We start from the raw sequence: 13,084 nt of genomic DNA, 5'->3' as shown, positions 1-13,084 counted from the left end.
AGCGCCACTGTGCCAACTTTCGTTCCTCTTACACTAGCCGTTTAGCCAGCGAAAGGATCAATCTTAGTCTTCCTCAACCTGTCTGAACCGATTGCCTGAACCCGCGATGCGAGAGACAAGGTCCGGCAGGCTTTCAATCTCGGTCCAGCGCCCTTTGGAACCCTTCGGCAACTCAGCAGAGGCCGACGGCAAAAATGCGGTGGAAAAACCGAGTTTTTCGGCCTCTTTCAACCGTTGCCCCGTGTGCGACACGGGCCTGACCGCGCCCGACAGGCTGACCTCGCCGAAATAGACGCAATCGGCGGGCAGGGCAAGACCGGCAAGCGATGAAACCAGTGCAGAGGCAATCGCCATATCTGCCGCCGGTTCTGAAATGCGGTAGCCACCCGCGACATTCAGGTAAACATCGTGGCTTCCAAGCTTCACACCGCAGTGGGCCTCCAGCACGGCAAGGATCATGGCCAGCCGCGACGAATCCCAGCCGACCACGGCGCGGCGCGGCGTACCAAGCGATGTGGGCGCGACCAGAGCCTGTACCTCGACAAGCACCGGGCGCGTTCCCTCCATGCCCGCAAAGACGGCGGCACCCGGCGATTTCTCGTTACGTTCGCCCAGGAACAGTTCGGACGGATTGGAGACTTCGCGAAGACCCTTGTCCGACATTTCGAACACGCCGATTTCGTCGGTGGGGCCGAAGCGGTTCTTGACGGTCCGCAGGATGCGGTAATGATGGCCGCGATCGCCTTCGAAATACAGCACCGCATCCACCATATGCTCGACCACACGCGGACCTGCGATCTGCCCGTCCTTGGTGACGTGGCCGACGAGAACCATGGTGGCACCCGTCTGCTTGGCAAAACGGATCATGGCCTGAACGCCGGTGCGCACCTGGGTCACGGTTCCGGGTGCGGAATCAGCCGTATCGCTCCAAAGTGTCTGGATGGAGTCGATGATGATCAGATCCGGCCGCTTGCCCTCGGAAATCGTCGCCAGAATATCCTCGACATTCGTCTCGGCTGCCAAGAGAACATCGGTATCGGCAGCACCCAGACGCTGAGCCCGCAGCCGAACCTGCGCCACCGCCTCTTCGCCCGAGACATAGACGACGCGATGTCCGCGCCGAGAAAGGGCTGCCGCCGCTTGCATCAGCAGCGTGGATTTACCAATGCCGGGATCGCCACCGATCAGCACCGCAGACCCACGCACGAAACCGCCGCCGGTCGCCCGGTCCAGCTCGCTCATGCCGGTGGGAATGCGCGGCGCTTCCTCGATTTCACCGGACAGCGAGGTGAGGGTCACAGGCCGCCCCTTTTTCGGCGTCTTGCCCGGACCAGAGCCGATGCCGCCCATCGGATCTTCCTCGACGATGGTGTTCCACTCACCACAGCCCTCGCATTTACCCGCCCAGCGAGTGTGAACGGTGCCGCAGTTCTGGCAGATGAATTGTGTCTTGGCTTTGGCCATAAATGTCAGTTTTCTTCTTGTTTGAAGTCTTTAGGAGACAGGTGTCTGCGGCCATGCATGACACGCAAAATGCGTACGGTATCGGCCTCGATACGAAAATATATGCAGCGTTGCCTGTAAGGCAGCGCTTTCAGTCCTTGGGAAAGCTCATCGCGCGGTAGTCCCGGAAAACCACTGGCCGCAATCCATTCTATTTTTCTCGTTAGGTCTCTGATGAATGCAGCAGCCGTCATCGTGTCGTCGGCCGCTATCCAAAGAAACATCTCAAGAAGGTCTTGATCAGCGAGAGGGGAGTAAATTAGCTGCTTCGGTCTAATTGGCTCATTCCTCTTTTTATAATGGAATCAGCCCAATTGTCTGCGGTGGTGAACGTGAGGTATTCCCCACGCTCAAACTGCGCGTCCGCGTCCGCAATCATTCGCTTGAGTTCTTCTTGTTCACTTCCAAGTAACTGCAAGCTCGCGTGAACCACAGCATCCGCATCTTCGAATGCGCCAGCCTTCACCTGCTCATCAATGAACTTGCGATCCTGCTCGCTGAGATGGATTTCGGTCATTTCGATCTCCTTTTGTTCTCGTATAGCACAGGTCTTCGGCGCTTTCCAAGGGGCAAGAAAAGCTTCACTCGTCTTCGATCAGATATTGTCGCTCGTAGCGCAATCCAAGTCCCGTCAACATTTCGTAACCGATGGTTCCTGCCGCCCGCGCCACCTCATCCACAGGCACGTTGGGACCGAAAAGTTCGATGTAATCACCCGCGCGGATGGCGTTTGGCGGCACGTCCGTGACGTCGAAAATCGTCAGGTCCATCGTTACGCGACCCGCAACCGGCACCTCGTAGCCATTGATGAAGCCGTAAGCCCCGCCATAGCCCATTTCGCGCAGGGGAATGCCGGAACCCGAAAGGGAGCGGTGGTAGCCATCCGCATAACCGACGGATGCAATCGCCAATCGGCTGGCGCGCTTTAGAATGAAGGTGCCGCCATAGCTGACAGTCTGGCCTTCACCGGCATCACGGATCTGAATGATGCGCGCTTCGGCCTTTGCAACCGGGCGCATCGGGTTGGCCATCTCGCTGACGGCTTCACCACCATAAAGCGCGATACCCGGACGGGTAAGATCGAAGTGATAGTCTGGCCCCAGAAAGATGCCAGCGGAGGCCGAAAGACTTGATTCGATTCCTTCGAAGGCGGCGCTAACCTGCCGGAATGACTGAAGCTGTGCCTTGTTCATGGGGGATGATGGCGTGTCGGCGCACGCCAGATGCGATAGCACGAGGACAGGATCGAAGCTGGCAGGACGCGTCGTATCATCGGCCAGAAACAGCGCATCATGCAGCGGCAGGCCGAGCCTGTTGAAGCCCGTATCGACATGCAGTGCGAAGGGGTGGTCTCCGCGCTCCGCCAGTGTGCCCATCCAGAAGGAAAGCTGTTCTTCCGATGCTATGACCGGCACGAGATCATTGTTGAAAACCTGCCGCTCCTGTCCCGGCCATATACCGGAAAGGACGAAAATGCGTGCTTCCGGTGCATGTGGACGCAGCGTTTCGCCCTCGGCAACGGTGGCGACAAAGAAGTCCCGCGCACCCGCATGATAAAGCGTCGCACCGCAATCCTCGATCCCCATGCCATAGGCATCCGCCTTGACCACGGCACTGGCCCGCGCCTTTCCGGAACGTTTGGACATGGCGCGCCAGTTATCGGCAAGCGCGACAAGATCAACGGTCACACGAAGCGGCGCGGTGTCGAACGCATCGGTTTCAGTCTCGGAAAAGCTGTCGTCGAAGTCGTCTGTCATAATTCTGCACCGCTGAAAAATATGGCCATGATCTATCAGTGTTGTTGAAGACGCTCATGACGGATCTGGTCAAATTTCGTCTATCCACAATGTCTCGAGTCACGACGTTTGTGGAATCCAATTGTGAGCCGCTATGGCCAAGCCACTGAAATGACTCTGCCCCACTCTGGCTAAAGCGGGGCAGTGTTCGGATCAATGTTCTTCGTATTGCGTAAACGATGGATCGGCCAGATCCGCAAAGCGGGTGAACTCCGCCTGGAACGCAAGCTTCACCGTGCCCGTCGGTCCGTGACGCTGTTTGGCGATGATGACGTCGGCCGTGCCTTTGACCTTGTCGAACAGAGCTTCCCATTCGGCATATTTCGGGTCGGAAATATCGCGCGGTTCCATGTTCTTGACGTAATATTCCTCACGGAACACGAACAGCACCACGTCCGCGTCCTGCTCGATGGAGCCCGATTCACGAAGGTCGGAAAGCTGCGGGCGCTTGTCTTCTCGGCTTTCCACCTGACGGGAGAGCTGTGAGAGCGCGATGATGGGAACGTTGAGTTCCTTGCCCAACGCCTTCAGGCCGGTGGTGATCTGGGTGATTTCCTGCACGCGGTTTTCGCCGCCCTTGCCGGAACCCGTCATCAGCTGAATATAGTCTACCACCAGGCAATCGAGGCCACGCTGGCGCTTGAGGCGGCGCGCACGGGCGGAGAGCTGGGCGATAGAGATACCACCGGTCTGGTCGATATAGAGCGGCACCTTCTGCATCATCTGGCTGCACGCCACCAGCTTTTCGAAATCGGCCTCAGTGATTTCACCACGGCGGATTTTCGAAGACGACACCTCGGTTTGTTCGGAAATAATACGCGTTGCCAGCTGTTCGGACGACATTTCGAGCGAATAGAAGCCGACAACGCCGCCGTTCTTCGCCTTGTAAGAGCCATCCGGCTGCACTTCCTGCTCGTAGGAGGCGGCAATATTATAGGCGATGTTGGTGGCAAGCGAGGTCTTGCCCATACCGGGACGTCCCGCAAGCACGATCAAGTCGGAGCGCTGCAAGCCACCCATGCGGCCATCCAGAGAGTGGATGCCGGTGGAGATGCCAGAGAGATTGCCGTCACGCTCGAATGCTGCACCGGCCATGTCGATGGCAAGAGAAACAGCATCGTTGAACGACTGGAAGCCGCCGTCGTAACGACCGGTTTCAGCCAGCTCGAACAGGCGGCGTTCGGTATCTTCGATCTGCGTCTGCGGCGGCATATCCAGCGGCGCGTCATAGGCAATGTTGACGACGTCCTCACCGATCTGGATCAGCGCACGGCGTAGCGCGAGGTCGTAAATGGCGCGCCCATAATCTTCGGCGTTGATGATGGAGACTGCGTCCGACGCAAGGCGCGCAAGATACTGCGCAACCGTCAGGTCGCCGATCTTGCCGTCTGCGGGCAGGAACGTCTTGATGGTAACCGGGTTGGCGGTTTTGCCCATGCGGATGATATCGCCAGCGACCTCGAAAATCTTGCGGTGAAGCGGCTCGTAGAGATGCACGGGCTTCAGAAAGTCGGAAACGCGGTAATAGGCATCGTTGTTGACGAGAATGGCACCCAGCAGTGCCTGTTCCGCTTCGATGTTGTTCGGCGCTTCGCGGTAGAGCGGTTCAGCAGCCGGGGCGGGGGTGATCTTCCTCACAGCGTCGTTCATGGTTTTCTGTGATCTCCCTTGAGGCTGGTTCGGAGCCTTCGTTTCTTGCAAGCCTGCCGGTTTGAAGCGAGCGGCAGCGGCAGTCAAGGACAATGCGGCAACAGTGGCGTGCAGGCTTGCCGGAACGGTAGCAAGCGGCCTCACAAATTGTGTTGTCAACAGTAATCCACAGGCTGATCCGTGAGCGTCATGACCACGGAAACGAATCGGTTTCCACCCGCCATGAGTTTACGGCATGGCTGCTATTTCAACAAAGCCTCTTGCATATTCCTGATCACGAAAATAAATAGGGATGAAATAGGTAGCGTGCTAATTGTAAGGTCTAATTACTTGTCCCGTGCGACTGAAAAAGAGCAGCTTTTCGATGAGATGGCGGCGTTCAACCGAAAGCTCAGATCCTTCTTCGATGCCAGAGTGGCGGAGCAGGGGCTGACACTTGCCCGCGCCCGGGCGCTTTTTGCTCTGTCGCGCCGAGGACCGCTGACGCAAAAGGAGCTTGCCGAGGAGCTTGAAATAGAGACGCCAACGCTCGTTCGCGTGCTGGATGCGATGGAGAAACAAAACCTCATTGAGCGGCGTTCTGACGAGATCGACCGCCGGGCAAAGCGCATTCACATGACGCCAGATGGTGTAACGACATTCGAGGATGTGCATATGCAGGCGAAATCCATGCGCGCCGACATCGCTGCCGATGTTTCGACCGACGACATCAGCGCCGCCCTGGACGTCGTTCGCCGCCTGTCCGCCAACCTGCAAAACCTCGCTGGCGAAAAGGTGCAGTCGTGAGCAATGCCATTTCGAACATTCAGGACGCTCAAGACGAGGTATCTGAACAGGTGCCGGAAGCACCGGCCACACCCGCGCCACCTGCGGAAAAATCCTTCTTCGCGAAGCTGCTTTACATCGCCGCCGGTCTGTCGTTCTTCGTAACGCAGGGCATGGGCATGAACATAGTCATGGCCAATATCTACCAGTTGCAGGGCGAGTTTTCGGCAACGATTGCGGAAGTCGCCTGGCTGTCGGCGGCCTATATGGCACCTTACGCCACCTTCTCCATCGCGCTGTTCAAGGTGCGCCAGCAATATGGGCTGCGTCCCTTTGCGGAAATCAGCATCATCTGTTTCGTGCTGGCCTCCTGTCTCAACCTCTTCGTGACGGATCTGCATTCCGCCATCGTCGTGCGTTTCGTCAGCGGCATGGCGGCAGCACCCCTGTCGTCGCTCGGCTTTCTCTATATTCTCGAAGCGTTTCCTGTACAGCGCAAGCTAACGCTGGGCCTCAGCATCGCGTTGACAGGCACGCTTCTCTCCGCACCGCTCGCACGCATTATTTCACCTGAATTACTGGATATCGATGGCTGGAAGGCACTTTATACGATGGAGGTCGGGCTTTCTCTGGCCGTGCTGCCCATCATCTATCTTTTGCCGCTAACGCCACCACCGCGTGCCAAGGTCATAGAGCGCATTGATATAGTGAGTTACCTGCTGTTTGCCGGTGGCCTCGGCTGTCTCGCGGTATTCCTCACGCTCGGCCGCTTCTACTGGTGGTTCGAAACGTGGTGGCTTGGCGTCCTGTTGGCGACCTCCATCGGCCTTCTTGCCCTGATGACGATGATCGAGCTTCCCCGAAAAAATCCGATGCTGGATTTGCGCTGGATATTCTCCCGCACCAACCTGCATCTGATCGCGATCCTGTTGATCTACCGTGCTGTGTCCTCGGAGCAATCCTCCACCGCTGTCAGCCTCTACCAGCAACTGGGCATCCTGAACGAGCAGACTGGGGGGCTCTATGCGCTCATCATTGTGGCGACACTGCTCGGCGGTGGTCTGTGCGCGCTGTTGATGCTGACGAAATATGTCGATACCGCCCATGTCATCGCGTTGACGCTGATTGCATTGGGTGCCTTCATGGATAGCGGTCTGACAAATGTCGTGCGGCCAGAACAGATGTATCTGAGCCAGGCCATGATAGCCTTCGGTGCGGCCATGTTCCTGCCGCCGGTTATGGCGAAGGGGTTTGGCGCAGCCTTGGCGAAGGGCCCACCTTACCTGGTCAACTTCATCACCATCTTCCTGTTTACGCAGATTACGGGCTCCATGTTGACAACCGGTCTTCTCGGTTCCTTCGTGACGCTGCGGGAAAAATTCCATTCGAATATTCTGGTGGAAAGCATTCTGTTGCAGAACCCGCAGGTGGCGCAACGCGTCAGCCAGTTGTCTGCCGGCTACAGCCACGTCATCACCGATGCGGCATTGTTGAAGGCAGAAGGTCTTTCTTTGCTTGGCGCGCAGGTTACGCGCGAGGCCTATATTCTGGCTTATAACGACACGTTCCTGCTGATTTCAGTTTGTGCCGCTGCTGCTCTTGTCATGCTTTTGCTTCATCTTGCATGGTTACGTCTCAAGTCTCTGCTGAAAAGCGAAGACGAGACCGTGGCCGCACCTCAATCCTGATTGTCCCGAGATATAAAAATGCTGAAAAAAATATTCACGCCTCTTACTCTCATCGTTCTTCTGGGCGGCGTCGCCGGTGTGGCGCTGGTGCTTTACGCATGGCGGCTGCCGCCGTTTTCCAGCTCCGTGGAAATGACCGATAACGCCTATGTGCGCGGCTATGTCACGACCATGAGCCCGCAGGTCAGCGGTTATGTCGTCGATGTGCCGGTGAAGGATTATCAGGAGGTCAAGCAAGGGGACCTTCTGGCGAAGATCGATGACCGCATCTTCCGCCAGAAGCTGGCACAGGCGCAAGCATCTCTGGATAGCCAGAAGGCAGCATTCGACAACTCCCGCCAGCAGGAGATAGCGGCAAAGGCTAATATCGCTTCTGGTGAAGCGGCAGTCGATGGCGCACAAGCCTCTCTCAAGCAGGCGCAGCTTGCCTCTGACCGTCAGGATAGTCTTGTCCGCAGTGGTGCGGGAATATCCAGCGTGCAGGAAGAAGCGCAGGCCAATCTGGATAAAGCGCGCGCCGGTCTTTCCCAATCCAAGGCAGCGCTCGAGGTTGCACGACAGGATCTCCAGACCATCATCATTAACAGAGGTTCGTTGCAGGCGGCCGTCGCCAATGCGGACGCAGCCATCGAGCTGGCCAAGATCGATCTGCAAAATACGGAAATCCATGCGCCAAGGGACGGCAAGCTCGGCGAAGTCGGCGTTCGCGTAGGCCAGTATGTTGCAGCCGGTACGCAGCTGATGGCGGTCGTGCCGCATGATATCTGGGTCGTTGCCAACTTCAAGGAAACGCAGCTTGCCGGAATGGAAGCAGGGCAGGTGGTTTCGATTTCCGTCGATGCCCTGCACCGCAGGAAGCTGACGGGCAAGGTAGAGCGCTTCGCCCCCGCTGCTGGCTCCGAATTCGCGGTCATCAAACCGGATAACGCCACGGGCAACTTCGTGAAGATCGCCCAGCGTCTTGGCGTGCGCATCTCCATTGATCCGGACCAGCCGCTGGCTGCCGAGCTTTCGCCGGGCATGTCCGTGGTGGTGCGAGTCGATAAGGGCGTCGCACCGGCCGGTGCTGAAACGGTTCGGAAATAGCGGCCGGGTGGGGTATCCGGCAACGTCACAACATCCCACTCAAAAAATAAAAAAAGTTTTCTCCACGCTCAATCAACCCATGACTACAATCTCTCCACGTCCGCAGCCGCAATGTGTCGCGAAACATTTGGCGGAGCGGCGTGGTGGCTGGCTGTAGACGTGCAGCCAGACACTAGGAACGGTGGACCCAGCCACCTCGACCCGAGGACCATTCACGGCTTCGGAAACTCGAGGCGGTCAGGTTTCACCGGAGACTGCATATCAAACTCAAGCCGGGTCATGTACGATCCGGCTTGAGCAAGACGACAGGGGCCACGCAAATGCGGAGCCAACGACAAACACCAAACCAAAGACATATCCGCATTTGCGTGTGTTCTCGGGTCGAGGTAAAGCAAGCCACGGGTGCAGAGCGCCGCGTGAATGGCGAAGCTTGGTTTTCGGTTGAGCCGATTTATTACATCAATTGTTGCCGTGCCGGATGGGGCTCACCCCCCTCTGTCCTGCCGGACATCTCCCCCACAAGGAGGGAGATCGGCTGGGCGCTCTGACACCCCTTCACTCTCGACGCTAGAGATGGCCGGGAGGTTGCCGCGATTTGATCTCCCCACCTGTGGGGGAGATGCCCGGCAGGGCAGAGGGGGGTAGGCCCCACCCGCTACCCGCCAACATCCCCCCTAAAACCCAAAAACCCCGGATGTTGCCATCCGGGGTTTCTGTTTCAGTCAATCAGGCCAGAGACGATTATTCGTCGTCGCCTTCGCCGTTGAATTCTGCGTCTGGATCAAAGAAGTCTTCTGGGCGAAGAGCGTCTTCGTCAACGCCGTAGATGGCGTCAGCGGATGTGAGGCTTTCGCCCTTGGCCTGACGCTCTGCTTCTTCAGCCGAACGGGCAACGTTCAGTTCAACCTGAAGCTCGACTTCGGCATGCAGGTGAAGCGTTACGTTGTGCAGACCGATGGTCTTGATCGGTGTGTTGAGTTCGACCTGGTTGCGGCCGATGTTGAAGCCTTCAGCGCCGAGGATTTCAACAACGTCACGGGCAGCAACAGAGCCGTACATCTGGCCGGTTTCGCCAGCGGAACGAACAACGATGAAGCTCTTGCCAGCCAATGCGTCGGCAACGGTCTGTGCTTCGGACTTGCGCTCAAGGTTACGAGCTTCGAGCGTTGCGCGCTCGGATTCGAAACGGGTCTTGTTGGCAGCGTTGGCGCGAAGTGCCTTGCCGTGTGGCAGCAGGAAGTTACGTGCGTAGCCATCGCGAACCTTTACGGTTTCGCCCATCTGGCCAAGCTTTGCGATGCGTTCGAGAAGAATGACTTCCATCTTCTTGATCCTTTCTAGGGTTTGGTTTCTTTATTGTCAGGGTTCCGTGGTGGCGTGAGGGAGATCGTGCTGCGCACGTCGCTCAAACCAAGCACAAGAATGATGAGCAGCGGAAAGACGAAGACCGCCGATATGTAAGCCAGAACCAGAACCGGCCAGCGCCAGTCCTTGCCCTTGGAACGATGGTGCAGGGAGGCATAGCCCGCCATGACGAAGCCTGCGCCGAAGGTGCCGCAGACGACAGCGCCAACCATCGCCACGGTGCCGCCGAGAAAGGTCAGGACAATGCCGCCGAGGAAAATGAAGATCGCATTGCGGTGCATGCGCAGTGCCGCTGCGATATCTTCACGCGGGCGCAGGCCCTTGCCGAAGGAGCGAACCGCACGGCTGGCGAAATAATAGGCCGCAAACAGCATCATGACCCAGAGACCGCCCTGAACCATCGGCAGCATCAGCACCAGAAGTGTTTTCGTCTGCGCAAGTGCCGTCGCATCCGGTGTGAAAGATGATTCGCGCGTTTGCACCGAAGTCATCATCATATCGACCAACTGCGAGACGAGGTCTGGGCCATAACCGATCATCGTGCCGAGGACGATAACGGACACGGTGATGAGCGCGCAGAGATGCAGAACGATGCCAGAAAGTGGATACCATGCCATCAGATCGTCAGGGCCACCCAACTCTGATGCCGGACGCGCCAGATTGGCAAGGTGAGACAGCCAGCCAGCCGGGATCAGCGTAAAAATCGCGATCGTCACGGCAAAGATGGGAGAGACGGCGAGGGCGCCGAGGAAAGCTGCCGACAGAATGGCGATGATGGCAGAGACATTACCCCAACCCAGCCCGGCAACGAGAACCGGCATGGCGGAGGCGGCATAAAGCAGGAAAGACATGGACGACTGTGCGGTTGCGCCGAGCGTTAGGAACGCTGCGCATATGCCGGCTAGAATGCCGGGAATCAGCACTGTCTGGTTCAATTTTGGCAATTCGCTGTCCTGCTGAACTTTGTAGCAGTTAGAGGATGGTCCGTCAGAACCGCGTCCCCAACATGGGTTTTCATTTCAAGATCGATCCACGCCCAACGCGGAAGGATGTCGTCATGGAGGAAACGAGGCCGCGCAAAAGCGCAGCCTCGTAAAGTCGATTAGGTCAGAACGTATGGCAGCAGGCCGAGGAAACGAGCGCGCTTGATCGCCTGAGCGAGTTCGCGCTGCTTCTTCTGTGAAACAGCTGTGATACGGGAAGGAACGATCTTGCCACGCTCGGAAATGTAGCGCTGCAGAAGACGTACGTCCTTGTAGTCGATCTTCGGAGCGTTTGCGCCGGAGAAAGGGCACGTCTTGCGACGGCGGTGGAACGGGCGGCGTGCCTGGGAAGAAGATGCGTCAGCCATTATATATGCTCCTTATGCACGGTCTTCGCGCGGACGGCGCGGACGGTCTTCACGGTCGCCGAAGCCACCTTCGCGAGGTGGACGAGGACCACGATCGAAGCCGCCTTCACGCGGGCCACGGTCAGGACGGTCGCCATCGCGGCGCGGACGGTCGTCACGGTCGCGCTTCTGCATCATTGCAGATGGGCCTTCTTCGTGGGCTTCCACGGAGATGGTCATGTAGCGAAGAACGTCTTCGTTGATGCGCATCTGGCGCTCGATTTCGTGGATAGCCGGTGCCGGAGCATCGATGTCCATCAGAGCGTAGTGAGCCTTGCGATTCTTCTTGATGCGGTATGTCAGGGACTTGAGGCCCCAGTTTTCGACGCGTCCGACCTTACCGCCGTACGATTCGATAACGCCCTTGTACTGCTCGACAAGTGCGTCGACCTGCTGGGCAGTGATATCCTGCCGGGCAAGGAAGATGTGTTCGTAAAGAGCCATTTAAGCTTTGCCTTTCTTGCGTTTCATTCATCACCCGGCAACGGCGCTAAGCCTCAACGACTGCTCCTGTTCGGCAAAAGCCAAGGGCAAGAAAAGCGTTGTTCGAGACGGTCGAGAGCGGAGACACGGGAGGCCGGAAACCTTATGGTCCTGCTGTTTCGTCGCCGAAACCAGCCCTCCGTTCAGCCACCAGCCAATTGGACCGGGTGTTGTGAACAGCGCGCTTATACGGATTTCTCACCGTAATGCAAGCGCGCTGCCCGAAAAAGCACGGTTTGCGTGCTGTTAGATCGGCATCGGGTATTGCCGGTGAATGTCGGCAATGCCCTTCTGGACCTCATCCGAAAGCGTGACATCCGCCGCTGCGATATCCGTCTTCAACTGCTCCATTGTCGTCGCACCAATGATGGAGGACGCCATGAACGGGCGTGACAGCGTGAAGGCGATGGCGAGTTGCGCCGGGTCCAGACCGTGTTGGTAGGCCAGTTCCAGATACGCCTTGACCGGCGCTTCCTGCAATGGTTGCAGGCGTCCACCGATATCCTGGTTGATGCTAGCGCGCGACCCTTCGGGGCGGCCACCGTTCTGATACTTGCCGGTCAGAATGCCGCCAGCCAATGGCGAGTATGCCAGAAGGCCGACATTTTCGTGGTGGGACACTTCGGCCAGGTCCAGATCGAACGACCGGTATAGCAGGTTATATTCGTTCTGGATGGATGCGACGCGCGGAAGACCATTCGCTTTCGCGATATCGATGTATTTCTGCGTACCCCATGCGCTTTCATTGGAAAGGCCGATGGCGCGGATTTTACCAGCCTTGACCAGTTCGCCCAGTGTTTCCAGCTTTTCGGTGATTTCGGACAGCGTCTTTTCGGTGTTCTGCGTCGAGGCGTCAAAACCCCAGACACCGCGGAAATGATATGTACCGCGGTTGGGCCAGTGGATCTGATACAGGTCGATATAGTCGGTCTTCAGCCGTGCAAGGCTGGTATCGACGGCTTCGCGAATCGAGGCTGCATCGATATCGCGACCGCCCCTGATATAATCGCGCCCCGAGCCGGCGACCTTGGTAGCCAGAACGACGTCGGCGCGTTTGCCGGATTTCTCGAACCATGTGCCGATATATTCCTCGGTGCGCCCCTGTGTTTCCGCAGAGACTGGTGTCGTTGGATAAAGCTCGGCCGTATCGAAGAAGTTGACGCCATGTTCGATGGCATAATCCATCTGTTCATGGGCTTCCGCTTCGCTGTTCTGCGTACCCCATGTCATCGTGCCAAGGCAGATTTCGGACACGGAGATACCCGTGGTGCCTAACGTATTGTGCTTCATGGAAATGTCTCGTTTTGCTTGGAAGGTGGGTGGAAAGTAGTGCGGAATTGGGCCAGCGCAAGGAAAAA

13 protein-coding genes are annotated in these 13,084 nt (G+C 57.6%); 3 read left to right on the top strand and 10 right to left on the bottom strand.

All coding sequences use genetic code 11. From position 1 onward, the window contains the following. Positions 1–63: 63 nt before the first annotated feature. The 5 genes from radA to ATO67_RS02890 all read right to left on the bottom strand — a co-directional run bounded on the left by radA (position 64) and on the right by ATO67_RS02890 (position 4,949). On the bottom strand, positions 64–1,464 hold the full coding sequence (gene radA, locus ATO67_RS02905) for a DNA repair protein RadA (RefSeq protein ID WP_067643963.1): 1,401 nt from the start codon (positions 1,462–1,464) through the stop codon (positions 64–66). Between the two features lie 5 nt (positions 1,465–1,469). Further along, positions 1,470–1,727, bottom strand: coding sequence for a type II toxin-antitoxin system RelE/ParE family toxin (locus ATO67_RS22250; RefSeq protein WP_082760122.1), 258 nt, complete (start codon positions 1,725–1,727; stop codon positions 1,470–1,472). Positions 1,728–1,762: 35 nt separating this feature from the next. Further along, on the bottom strand, positions 1,763–2,020 hold the full coding sequence (locus tag ATO67_RS02900) for a type II toxin-antitoxin system ParD family antitoxin (protein WP_067643960.1): 258 nt from the start codon (positions 2,018–2,020) through the stop codon (positions 1,763–1,765). 64 nt (positions 2,021–2,084) lie between these two features. Then, positions 2,085–3,260 carry an alanine racemase gene (gene alr / locus ATO67_RS02895; RefSeq protein ID WP_067643957.1) on the bottom strand — a complete coding sequence of 392 codons (1,176 nt, stop codon included), beginning with the start codon at positions 3,258–3,260 and terminating at the stop codon, positions 2,085–2,087. Positions 3,261–3,452: 192 nt separating this feature from the next. Further along, positions 3,453–4,949 (bottom strand): replicative DNA helicase, encoded by a 1,497-nt coding sequence (locus ATO67_RS02890; protein ID WP_067643954.1) that lies wholly within the window; start codon positions 4,947–4,949, stop codon positions 3,453–3,455. A 330-nt stretch (positions 4,950–5,279) separates the two neighbouring features. Here ATO67_RS02890 and ATO67_RS02885 point away from each other — a divergent pair, with 330 nt between their 5' ends. From ATO67_RS02885 to ATO67_RS02875, 3 genes are read left to right on the top strand one after another with little or no spacing between them, the layout of a single operon-like run. Beyond that, on the top strand, positions 5,280–5,735 hold the full coding sequence (locus ATO67_RS02885; RefSeq protein ID WP_067643951.1) for a MarR family winged helix-turn-helix transcriptional regulator: 456 nt from the start codon (positions 5,280–5,282) through the stop codon (positions 5,733–5,735). Between the two features lie 8 nt (positions 5,736–5,743). Then, positions 5,744–7,402, top strand: a complete 1,659-nt coding sequence (locus ATO67_RS02880; RefSeq protein ID WP_425352176.1) for an MFS transporter — start codon at positions 5,744–5,746, stop codon at positions 7,400–7,402. Positions 7,403–7,420: 18 nt separating this feature from the next. Beyond that, positions 7,421–8,488 carry an HlyD family secretion protein gene (locus tag ATO67_RS02875; RefSeq protein WP_067643947.1) on the top strand — a complete coding sequence of 356 codons (1,068 nt, stop codon included), beginning with the start codon at positions 7,421–7,423 and terminating at the stop codon, positions 8,486–8,488. A gap of 741 nt (positions 8,489–9,229) precedes the next feature. On the opposite strand, the gene rplI is transcribed toward ATO67_RS02875, so the two are convergent. The 5 genes from rplI to ATO67_RS02850 form a co-directional block, all read right to left on the bottom strand. Next, positions 9,230–9,811, bottom strand: coding sequence for a 50S ribosomal protein L9 (gene rplI, locus ATO67_RS02870; RefSeq protein ID WP_067643944.1), 582 nt, complete (start codon positions 9,809–9,811; stop codon positions 9,230–9,232). A 14-nt stretch (positions 9,812–9,825) separates the two neighbouring features. Continuing rightward, on the bottom strand, positions 9,826–10,797 hold the full coding sequence (locus ATO67_RS02865; RefSeq protein WP_067643941.1) for a hypothetical protein: 972 nt from the start codon (positions 10,795–10,797) through the stop codon (positions 9,826–9,828). Between the two features lie 158 nt (positions 10,798–10,955). Then, positions 10,956–11,204, bottom strand: a complete 249-nt coding sequence (gene rpsR / locus ATO67_RS02860) for a 30S ribosomal protein S18 (protein WP_067643937.1) — start codon at positions 11,202–11,204, stop codon at positions 10,956–10,958. Positions 11,205–11,216: 12 nt separating this feature from the next. Continuing rightward, positions 11,217–11,687, bottom strand: coding sequence for a 30S ribosomal protein S6 (gene rpsF / locus ATO67_RS02855; RefSeq protein WP_067643934.1), 471 nt, complete (start codon positions 11,685–11,687; stop codon positions 11,217–11,219). A 285-nt stretch (positions 11,688–11,972) separates the two neighbouring features. Continuing rightward, a complete protein-coding gene (locus ATO67_RS02850; RefSeq protein WP_067643931.1) occupies positions 11,973–13,016 on the bottom strand; it encodes an aldo/keto reductase in 1,044 nt (347 codons plus the stop codon). Between the last annotated feature and the right edge of the window lie 68 nt (positions 13,017–13,084).

It is taken from the genome of Agrobacterium bohemicum, from assembly GCF_001562555.1.
In the GTDB taxonomy this organism is placed as follows: Bacteria; Pseudomonadota; Alphaproteobacteria; order Rhizobiales; family Rhizobiaceae; genus Agrobacterium; species Agrobacterium bohemicum.
The sequence above is the reverse complement of the archived record's forward strand: the minus strand, read 5'-3'. Positions and strand labels throughout refer to the sequence as shown.

Coding starts and splice junctions, on each gene's coding strand:
- radA (WP_067643963.1), bottom strand. CDS start 1,464: ATGGCCAAAGCCAAGACACAATTCATCTGCCAGAACTGCGGCACCGTT.
- ATO67_RS22250 (WP_082760122.1), bottom strand. CDS start 1,727: ATGTTTCTTTGGATAGCGGCCGACGACACGATGACGGCTGCTGCATTC.
- ATO67_RS02900 (WP_067643960.1), bottom strand. CDS start 2,020: ATGACCGAAATCCATCTCAGCGAGCAGGATCGCAAGTTCATTGATGAG.
- alr (WP_067643957.1), bottom strand. CDS start 3,260: ATGACAGACGACTTCGACGACAGCTTTTCCGAGACTGAAACCGATGCG.
- ATO67_RS02890 (WP_067643954.1), bottom strand. CDS start 4,949: ATGAACGACGCTGTGAGGAAGATCACCCCCGCCCCGGCTGCTGAACCG.
- ATO67_RS02875 (WP_067643947.1), top strand. CDS start 7,421: ATGCTGAAAAAAATATTCACGCCTCTTACTCTCATCGTTCTTCTGGGC.
- rplI (WP_067643944.1), bottom strand. CDS start 9,811: ATGGAAGTCATTCTTCTCGAACGCATCGCAAAGCTTGGCCAGATGGGC.
- rpsR (WP_067643937.1), bottom strand. CDS start 11,204: ATGGCTGACGCATCTTCTTCCCAGGCACGCCGCCCGTTCCACCGCCGT.
- rpsF (WP_067643934.1), bottom strand. CDS start 11,687: ATGGCTCTTTACGAACACATCTTCCTTGCCCGGCAGGATATCACTGCC.
- ATO67_RS02850 (WP_067643931.1), bottom strand. CDS start 13,016: ATGAAGCACAATACGTTAGGCACCACGGGTATCTCCGTGTCCGAAATC.